The sequence below is a fragment of the Vibrio sp. Vb2880 genome, assembly GCF_033337975.1.
GTDB classification, from domain to species: domain Bacteria; phylum Pseudomonadota; class Gammaproteobacteria; order Enterobacterales; family Vibrionaceae; genus Vibrio; species Vibrio alginolyticus.
In genome coordinates this window covers 261,346-270,455 of record NZ_JAWORT010000006.1, presented here as the reverse complement: position 1 = coordinate 270,455, position 9,110 = coordinate 261,346, and the positions used below count along the sequence as shown (strand labels likewise).

At 42.4% G+C, this 9,110-nt stretch carries 7 protein-coding genes; 3 read left to right on the top strand and 4 right to left on the bottom strand.

From position 1 onward, the window contains the following. Window positions 1–1,102 (bottom strand): leucine-rich repeat domain-containing protein (locus R7M92_RS09665; RefSeq protein WP_318133250.1); only part of this gene is annotated, 1,102 nt, incomplete at its 3' end. 476 nt (window positions 1,103–1,578) lie between these two features. Beyond that, window positions 1,579–2,874, bottom strand: coding sequence for a tyrosine-type recombinase/integrase (locus tag R7M92_RS09660; RefSeq protein ID WP_318133248.1), 1,296 nt, complete (start codon window positions 2,872–2,874; stop codon window positions 1,579–1,581). 490 nt (window positions 2,875–3,364) lie between these two features. Here R7M92_RS09660 and R7M92_RS09655 point away from each other — a divergent pair, with 490 nt between their 5' ends. After that, on the top strand, window positions 3,365–4,168 hold the full coding sequence (locus R7M92_RS09655; RefSeq protein WP_017633488.1) for a MetQ/NlpA family ABC transporter substrate-binding protein: 804 nt from the start codon (window positions 3,365–3,367) through the stop codon (window positions 4,166–4,168). Window positions 4,169–4,262: 94 nt separating this feature from the next. On the opposite strand, the gene R7M92_RS09650 is transcribed toward R7M92_RS09655, so the two are convergent. After that, on the bottom strand, window positions 4,263–4,538 hold the full coding sequence (locus R7M92_RS09650; protein WP_005383040.1) for a hypothetical protein: 276 nt from the start codon (window positions 4,536–4,538) through the stop codon (window positions 4,263–4,265). A 229-nt stretch (window positions 4,539–4,767) separates the two neighbouring features. Here R7M92_RS09650 and R7M92_RS09645 point away from each other — a divergent pair, with 229 nt between their 5' ends. Then, window positions 4,768–5,817, top strand: a complete 1,050-nt coding sequence (locus R7M92_RS09645) for a DUF4382 domain-containing protein (RefSeq protein ID WP_318133247.1) — start codon at window positions 4,768–4,770, stop codon at window positions 5,815–5,817. A 43-nt stretch (window positions 5,818–5,860) separates the two neighbouring features. On the opposite strand, the gene R7M92_RS09640 is transcribed toward R7M92_RS09645, so the two are convergent. Beyond that, complete coding sequence (locus tag R7M92_RS09640) at window positions 5,861–6,580, bottom strand: SIMPL domain-containing protein (RefSeq protein WP_005379714.1); 720 nt, start codon at window positions 6,578–6,580, stop codon at window positions 5,861–5,863. Between the two features lie 233 nt (window positions 6,581–6,813). On the opposite strand from R7M92_RS09640, the gene R7M92_RS09635 reads away from it, so the two are divergent. Next, on the top strand, window positions 6,814–8,577 hold the full coding sequence (locus tag R7M92_RS09635; protein ID WP_318133244.1) for a lysophospholipid acyltransferase family protein: 1,764 nt from the start codon (window positions 6,814–6,816) through the stop codon (window positions 8,575–8,577). Window positions 8,578–9,110 lie beyond the last annotated feature (533 nt).

Here is a 9,110-nt window from a genome sequence, read left to right as displayed (position 1 = left end):
TGGTCACCGAATTTGGGATGGTTACGCTGGTGAGGTTGTTTAAAGAAAACGCACTATTTCCAATTGTGGTCACCGAATTTGGGATGGTTACGCTGGTGAGGTTGTTTAAAGAAAACGCACTATTTCCAATTGTGGTCACCGAAGTTGGGATGGTTACGCTAGTGAGATTGTTAGAAGAAAACGCATACTCTCCAATTGTGGTCACCGAGTCAGGAATAACAATCTCCTTTCTTACTCCACCATAGGAAATTATTATCTTTTTGTTATCAGTGCCATCATCATTACGAGCAAAAATAAAACCATCTGATGGGACATTGTTAACTATTGATATTGCATTTTTATTAAATGCCCGCTCCCCAATGGAGGTCACTGAATCGGGAATAGTAACGCTGGTGAGCTGGTTGTCATGAAATGCCTTGTACTCAATAGCTGTCACCGAATCTGAGATAGTCACGCTGGTGAGATTATTTTCAGCGAACGCCCGCTCCCCAATGGAGGTCACCGAATCAGGAATAGTAACTCTGGTGAGCTGACTTTCAGCAAACATCCAACTATCAATAGTAATCACCGAATCTGGTATAGCAATCTCTTTTCTTGCTCCACCATAGGAAATTATGATCTTTTTGTTTTCAGTGCCATCATCATTACGAGCAAAAATAAAACCATCTGATGGGACATTGTTAACTATTGATATTGCATTTTTATTAAATGCCCGCTCCCCAATCGAGGTCACTGAATCAGGAATAGTAACGCTGGTGAGATTATTTTCAGCGAACGCCCGCTCCCCAATGGAGGTCACCGAATCTGGTATAACCACATTAGTGAGTTTATTGTTTTCAAACGCCTGTCTTCCAATTATAGTAACCGATTTTGGGATGACCACGCTGGTGAGCTGCTTGTCATAAAATGTCCCCCCATTAATAAGTTCGACCGAATCTGGGATGACGACATCTGTGTCGTTACCGTTGTAGCCAATAAGTATTGACTTGTCATCTGAACCATCACGATTTTTGGCATATTGCAACCCTTCCGTTGCTCGTTCACAGCCAGTAAGAAAGGCTAAACAGAGTAAAGTGCCAAGAATTTGGGCTGTTGCTTTCATGAGCCTTGTTCTTGATAATGTCATGGCTGTTCCCGTATTTTATTAAGACAGTCAAATACCCTCTACCAACGCATAAAAGCGTTCACAGGTAGTCAGCTTTATTTTGAGATAAACGTAAGGTAGCAATACTTTCCGCAGTTAGTCCACTTCCAACAAGTTGTTTAGCTAGTTTCGCTACTAAAACGGACGCTTTGACAAGCAAAACATACATATAAAAGGCCCAAATCGTGAAAGTTTCATTCTACTAAATGACTTTTTGTAGGGTAAAACGCAGGCTCTTTAACTTTATAGGGTATTTGACCTAACGAATTTTGGGGCACTTCTGAGTTACGGAGTGCCAACTGTGAAAGTTCTGGACATAATCGAGTGAGAATCAATTGAGCATGAAATCGTAAGACGTTATTTACAACTCTACGATACATCAATAAAAAGAAACAAAATAATGCAGCGTTCGCAGTGCGAACATCAATCCCACTTCACCAAAGACTAACCACGTTTGAATCTGTTTCCTCTGCTCTAGATAACTTGCTTTCCCATAACTCCAAAGCATAACGCTTCTCAGCCAAATATTCGTATCTATCGTAATGTTTTGAGCTAACGTCGTTTAGAGCATGGTTTTGTAGCCTGTCTCTCAACGCCTTACTTACCCCAATCTCTCCCATCAATGTTTTACAGGTTCGACGTAAATCCCTAGGGATAAAATACTCAAATTGCGGGTGATCATCTCTATAACGAGCAATGACTTGGCTCAATGAATCTAAGCGAACGTGGTCATTGTCATCTTTATGATGCGGGAAAATAAATGGACTAGCTGAGTTGCTTTCTCTGAGCCTTTCTAAGATAGACATCGCTGATTCAGTTAAAGGGACCAAGTGGCTACGCTTGTTTTTCGAAAGGTCCGGAGTGACAAGTAACGTTCGTTCATCCCAATTGATTGCCGTCCATTTTGATGCTGCAATCTCATAAGGTCTTTGTCCACCAGTATGAATACAAAGAAGAATAAAGCATCGCATCATTTCTGAGGATCGAACTCCTTCTATATCAAACTCAATATCATGCATAAACTGATGTAATTCCGTGAACGTTAGATAGCGCTCCCCTACTCGTTCTGCATCTTTTTGTTTTGGTATAGAAGATACTAGATTAAAGACGAGACCAAACTTAGCGTCTCTCAAGTAATTCGCAGGATCATTGTCATGTGAAAGGCCATAATTAAATGCGGCATGAAGGTAGCTTCTGACTCGATTGCTTTGTGTAGCGGCACCACGTTGTATCATGTGAGCTAATATCGTAACGATATTAGACGTCGTCACATCACAAGCCTTTGTTTCTTTGGAGGCAAATGGATAAACCTCTTTCTCCAGTGACCGATAAACGTTTTGATAAGTCCGCTTCCCCTCTTTTTTCATTTGGTTTACATAACTTTGAAACAGCAACTCTAAGCTTCCCTTGCTCTCCTCTTCTCTTCGAGCTACTTCACGCTTTTTCTCTGCGTTGGCTAATTCAAATTTAGGATCGAGTCCCTGCTTTAACATTAAGCCCAGTTTATGCGCCTCCTTCCGCGCATCAACAAGACTGAGCGCCGGAAATCGCCCTAACTGAATAAAGAGACGTTTACCCTCGCGGTAGTAGCGAAAGACAAACCCTTTATTTCCACTAGCAAACACTTTCACTCCAAGACGTCCAGCGCCTTTAGTTCGGTCATCATCCCAAACGTAATACGCATTACTTTTAGGCTTTAAACCCACAATTTCTTTTTGCGTAATTGCCATAACAGTTCCTTTGTTGCGCAACTACACCCAGAGTTAAATTGGGTGTAGTTGTGGGTGTAGTTAGGAGGTCTCTTAATGACAGTTTGTGAGATATCACAAGATAAGGCAAGCTAAACAATCCACTAATTATCAATAATTTAAATACAATTTGAGATGACATGGAATTTGATAAAACAAATATTATCACGACTCATAATCGATTGGTCCGCAGTTCAAGTCTGCGAGGGGCCACCATATTCCGAAAGGCGTAGCAGGTTAATACCTACTACGCTTTTTTTGTATCTTATATCTTTGGGTACAGTTGCGGTAACTCGTCACTAACCTCGTAATAGCTTTTCCTCTTCCCCTCTTCTTTAACTATTATCTGGCTCTCTATACGAGCAATAGAAACAAAATGTCTGCTCGTGATTTAAACCATTGACCCTCAGACAACTTCTGATAGGATGGACGTACAAACGTATGGACGTCTAAAACAAAAAATGGAGCTACAATGAAAAGTATTGGTCACTTAAAGAAACTAGCTTTGATTCTCACGGCAGTAGTCGGCTTAAGCGCTTGTGGAGAAAAAGATGACTCTGTCATTAAAGTGGGCGCGACAGTTGGACCACATGCACAAGTAGTCGAGGCGGTAGCGAAGGAGGCAGCAAAGCAAGGTTTGAATGTCGAAGTCATTGAGTTTTCTGACTACGTGACACCTAATGCCGCTCTTAGCGATGGTAGCATCGATATTAATAGCTATCAGCACCAGCCATTTTTAGACAACTTCAACAGTAGCCATAACGCCCAATTAGTATCAATTGGTCAGTCCATTCTTATGCGTATGGGGCTTTATTCCAATAAGTATCGCTCACTGCAAGAGCTTCCAAACAATGCACGTATAGCGCTTCCAAATGACCCTACCAACGGTGGTCGTGGTCTGTTGCTACTCGCCGATGCAGGTTTAATTGAGCTGAAACAGGGTGTTGGCCATAAAGCCGCCCTAACTGATATCACAAAAAACGCAAAATCATTTGAATTTGTCGAGGTAGATGCCGCTCAGCTACCAAGAACATTAGATGATGTGGACGCGGCTGCGATTACAATGAACTACGTAATGTCTTCTGGTTTAGATCCGAAGAAACAAAGTATCTATCTTGAAGCAAAAGACGCCCCATTAGCAGTCATGGTCATCGCCACTCGTGACGCAGACAAAAATAATGAAGCGTATAAAAAGTTCGTTTCTATTTATCAATCTCAAGCGATTCGTGATTATCTCGATCGCACTTTCAAAGGCACAATCGAAGCAGCTTTTTAATCAATAAAGCAGCGAATACTTTGCCCACGAATCAGATAGAAAAGAGGCTAATGTTTTCTCATAGCCTCTTCTTTTCATTACTCACTAAATCGACTCATTGTCGACTTTCAGCCTCTAACTTCATTGCCAAATAAGCTTGGTCAGCAGAAACCAATTCAGGACGGTTAATCAACTTCCAGAGGAAGTATGGTGGGATTAAAAATACGATGAAGTAGAGTGATTCATGGAAGAAAACATCGGCTATCGTTTGCTGATGCTCCCAAAGTGCCGTCAGTGCGAAGAGCTCTAACATCACGCCTAATACGCCAAAGACGACAGAGACAACAATCGCTAAACCCAGTAGTTCTCTAATAAAGTGCTTGTATGCCATGATACTAATTCCTTCTAGCAATAAGTCATACTAACTTACGCTCATAAGAAAGAAGCCAGCTTGACTATCATCAAACTCCCCTCATCACAGTTAAGAACTTAGTTTTATAAAAAAGGACTTGTATATAGCACCATTGAAGATTGACCTCTGTATCACAATACAATGACATCATTTCTCGACTTTGAGACTAGCCTTTTACATTTATCAGCATTGTAAACAAGAGGTCATAATGAAAAAATATACCTATCCTTTACTTGCTATCTCAGGTGGTCTTTTATTGACGGGCTGCGGTAGCGACGACTCTTCATCCGTTACAGAAGCAGCCACTTTTTCTCTCAGCGTTTCCGATGCTCCTGTCGACGATGCCAACAAAGTCGTTTTAGCGTTTCAAGATGTTGTCCTTGTACCATTTGACCCTGAAACTGGCGAGCAAACTGGAGAACACATTCTGTTAGATGCTAGTGACAATGGAGCACTACACCAAGTTGATCTAATGGAATATCAGGGAAGCAACGCTAAAACGATCATTCACGAACAGGACATCGCTCCTGGTGATTATGCTATGTGTGTGTACGCTAAAGACGGCAAACAATTAAACGATACAACACTGTCATACGTAGAGAAGACAGACGGCAACATCAAAGGCTTAGTTGTACCTAGCCGAGGCAGCTGTTTTGGTTTTAAACCAGATACGAGCGATCAAGGTCGCTTAAAGTTTTCGCAAAAAGGTCAGTATGTAAAAGTTCATACTGGTCATAATAGCTATGTTGTCGAGTTTGACTTACGCAAAGGTCTGGCGGATCCAACAGGCAAAGATTACATGAACATGAACTCTAATGCGGTAAGCTTAGTAAACGCATCAGAATCAGGTCATATTAGTGGTGAAGTCAGTGAAATTCAGTATCAAGCGTGTGAAGCAGACAGTGCAGCATCAAATGCAATAAATGACGTTCCTGCCGTTCACTCTGTTTACCTATATGCAGGTTCAATGGATCGCTCAACCATGGGCGATATGGGTGCGGCAGATCCACTCAACGCGCCAGTTGCGGTAGCTAACGTGAATGAATCGCAAGACGAAGAAGGTAATACAACCTACAGCTACGAGTTTGGTTACATCGGCCCGGGTACTTACAGCATTGGCTACACATGTACTGCGTATATTGATACGCCAGACGCTCATGAAACTTCAGAAGACGGTTTCTTGATTTACCAGCACTACACGCCAGTTGATGTTGTCGAGGCAGAACTGACAACTCAGGACATTAATCCAATTCTTTAAGTCACCATATTAAAAAAGCCGCTCGTACTGAGCGGCTTTTTACTTAGTCAGAAAGGTAATATTGAACCGTCGATACCACTCGTACTTTCTTAATGTAAGGCGTATTGCTGTCTCGGTCATAAATCGAGAACTGCCCTTGAGTTGCACGTTTGATCTTACCCAGTGAACTCTGTGAGTCTTTCGCAAATTTCTCAGCCACTTCACGCGCATTCTTAGTCGCTTCTTCGATCATGTCTGGCTTCACATCATTCAGCTTAGTAAAGCTGTACTCAACACGATTTGCATAAGGATCTTGGTTAAGCAAAACGCCTTGTTTTCCTAGCTCACCTATTTCATTGATTGCCGCTCGAACAACATCAACACTCTGGCTGTAAACCGTAACGGTTCGCGAGGCCAAATAACGATACTCAATGTCTTGCTCGCTCCCATATTGCTGTGCTTTTCTGTCAATGACCGCTGGGGAAGAAAGGGAAACGCTGGTTTCAGGAAGCCCTTTGGCACTTAGAAAGTCCAAAATCAAACGGGTTTGCTGGTCAATTTCATCAAACATGGCCCCCATATCATTACTCGCTAGAGTAAATTGAATCGGCCAAATCACCGTATCAGCAGGATACTCACGCTCCGACAAACCTTTTACTGTCACGACTCTTTCATAGGCTCGGTATTTCACCGCCGTCTGCTGCATAAAATAGCCAAGGATGCCAAGACCAAGTATCAAACTTAGCCCAATCCAAAGTGCTGCTTTATTGGAAACTCGTTCCATTATTTCCCCCTGATAAATATCAACTTAGCTTAATCTTTGTTCTAGATAAGATAGCCTATCTATTGTTTTAAGAGGGAGACATAACGCGAGTTTTGATTCATAGCACAGTGATATACCGTTTTCTTTAGTCAATAAAGCTTCATTGGTTTGTCACCAAAGGCTCATGCTTTTGCCTCTTAACTGTCATCTGTAATTTCTACTATCCAATCAGCAACTTGTACGCTGAGGTAAATATGGATAGTTCAACCCCTTTTCGTCTCCCTCGTAAAACGCCGTTTGGCATTGGTGAAAACGTTGCTGAATGGGCAACCGGTTTAAACCAACTTGATAAGTTCTACGCCCAACGCCCCGTTAATGCCGATACCAAAACTTTTCTCCGCTTCACGCTGGATATCTTAGGTATCGATTATCGCATTGCTCATGGTTCACTCGACTCAGTACCTAAACAAGGTGCTACCGTCATTGTGGCGAACCATCCGCTTGGTTGTGTGGAAGGCGTCATCTTGGCCGAACTCTTGTTGATGGTACGAGACGATATCCAAATTCTAGCCAATCAATACCTGAAAACCGTGCCGGAGTTAGATCAGCTCTTCATTGGTGTCGATGTGTTTGAAGGCAAAGACGCCGTCAAATCGAATATGAAGGCCCTCAGAGCGGCTAATAAACACCTAGCAAGTGGCGGCTTATTGCTTGTCTTTCCTGCCGGTGAGGTTTCCCAGTTAGTCGATGCCAAACAGCAACGCTTGGAAGATAAAGCGTGGAGTCGAAGCGTAAGTAGCCTAATCCGCAAAAACAAAGCAACGACAGTTCCAGTATTCATCAGTGGTCAGAACTCGAAACGCTTCTATATGGCAGGGAAAATCCATCCACTTTTGCGCACCCTACTGCTCGGGCGGGAGCTACTGAACAAACAGGCGCAAACCATCAACTTATCCTTTGGCCAAGCGATAAAATTTAAAGAGCTGAACACACTTAGCGATGATCAAGTGGTGAACTATTTGCGGCTCAACACTTACTTACTCAATCGTGAAATCCAATCGGTGGAGCCTTCTTCTTCATCAGAAATGCTCTCTCCAATAGCGGCAGGGTTACCTGTAGACGAATTGCTTGAAGAGCTGAACAACTTACCAAAAGAGTCCAAGCTGCTAACAAGTGGTGAGTTCGATGTTTACTGCACGGAGTCGCAGAATATCCCTTCCCTACTGCATGAAATTGGTCGCCTACGTGAGCTCAATTTCCGACAAGTTGGCGAAGGGACGGGACTAGCAATAGACATTGACCATTTCGATCATGATTACCTGCATCTGTTTGTGTGGGACAGAGAGAATCAATGCTTGGTGGGCGCGTATCGTTTAGGTCTGGTTGATCAACTGATTGAAAAGCGCGGCGTAGCAGGTCTGTATTCACGAACGTTGTTTAACTATGACCAACGCTTTATCGACCAAATGGGTAAATCCATTGAGATGGGGCGCTCTGTGATTGCACAGCAATATCAAAAGAGCATGAGCGCGCTACTGTTGCTGTGGAAAGGCATCGCAACCTTCGTTCATCAAAATCCTGATTACACGCACTTATTTGGCCCAGTCAGTATTAGCAACGACTATAGCGATACTGCACGTCAATTACTGGCTCAATCAATGACACTCCACCACTACGACAACAACTGCGCAGAATACGTCACACCTTCTAATCCACTTCCTGAGCACCACCGTGACTGGAATACTAGCATGCTCACCGCTCTGGGTGATTTACAGCTATTGTCACGTGTCATTGCCAGAATCGATGAAGGGAAAGGAGTGCCCGTTTTGCTGCGTCAGTACTTAAGCCTCAATGGCAAGTTGGTATGCTTCAACGTCGACCCTACATTCAATAACGCTCTAGATGGATTGATTATGGTGGATTTGCGCGATGTTCAAGAAAAGACGTTGGCAAGGTATATGGGACTCGAGCAAGCTCATGACTACCTCGCCTATCATACTAATAGCAACGATGATTAAGAACAGTGATTAATTAGAGAGTTGGGAATCACAAGAAGAACCGTGTGGCGACTCTCTTTATTTACCCTTTCATCAACTAATTAGGCGTGCTCCGTGAAGTGCGCCGAAAAGAATCTTATAGATACAATCTATCGAAAAATCTAGGTAGCATTTATCTCACCAATTCCGTCACAAACTTTCACAAAAAACAAAAGCAGACCCAAGTCACACTTTAAATCCACCACAACTCAACACAAAACGTGATATTGATCATCACAAGCATTTAATTCGAATTTCAAAAAAAATCAAAAGTGATCAAAGTCACAAAATATTTTGATTTTAAATTTGTCAGAAGATCGGATTGATCACTAAGATTTTTATTGACAGATTTGAAAGTGGCTTTTTGTTATTAAGTTACAAGTTAATAAGTTGAACTTGGTCACTTAAAAACCGTTTCTCAGCCTAAGAAATGCGGGCGTAGATCACGAAAAACCCGTTGTCAGTTCCAATTGGAAAATGTGTGGTAAATTGATTGGGTACTAAGCAATCAAACA